This window comes from Lysinibacillus sp. 10T31 (genome assembly GCF_056394365.1).
Map to the genome: position 1 here is coordinate 1 of NZ_JBFTHS010000182.1, position 494 is coordinate 494.

Below are 494 nucleotides of genomic sequence, written 5' to 3' on the forward strand. Positions count from 1 at the left end.
GAATCGACCTGCGTAGTCGGCAGATGTTTCAAATGATCGCTCCCAAACCTTTCGCAAAACGATCAACTGACTGCATCAGACTATCTGAAGTGGCCCGAACGGTTGTGGGTCGAAACAGATATCAACGCCCAATCGAGCGGCTGCGGACAAGTTCACCAAGGAATCCAGCGAAAATTTGTCGATCTTGCCGTTGAGCACATCATTGAGCCGGGGTTGAGTGATGCCCAGGCGTTTGGCCGCGTCCTTTTGCGGCAACTCCCAGGCACGAATGGTTTTGTACAGTTCCTGCATCAGCCTGGAACGCAGGCGCATGTTGGCCGCTTGTTGTGGAGTGTCTTCCAGCGCATCCCAGACACTGGTGAAACGCTCGGTTTGAATCTGACGTTCGGTCATGGTGTTCAACCTATTTCCTGCAATCTGGCACGTGCCAGTTCGATATCCCGCATTTCGGTTTTCGATCGTTCCCATGCTCTGCGTGGGAATGCAGCCAGTGA

1 protein-coding gene is annotated in these 494 nt (G+C 53.2%); it reads right to left on the reverse strand.

Annotated elements, in window-relative coordinates:
• Positions 1-75 precede the first annotated feature (75 nt).
• A partial coding sequence (locus AC1DCY_RS27490) for a helix-turn-helix domain-containing protein (protein ID WP_477355904.1) occupies positions 76-494 on the reverse strand: 419 nt, incomplete at its 5' end.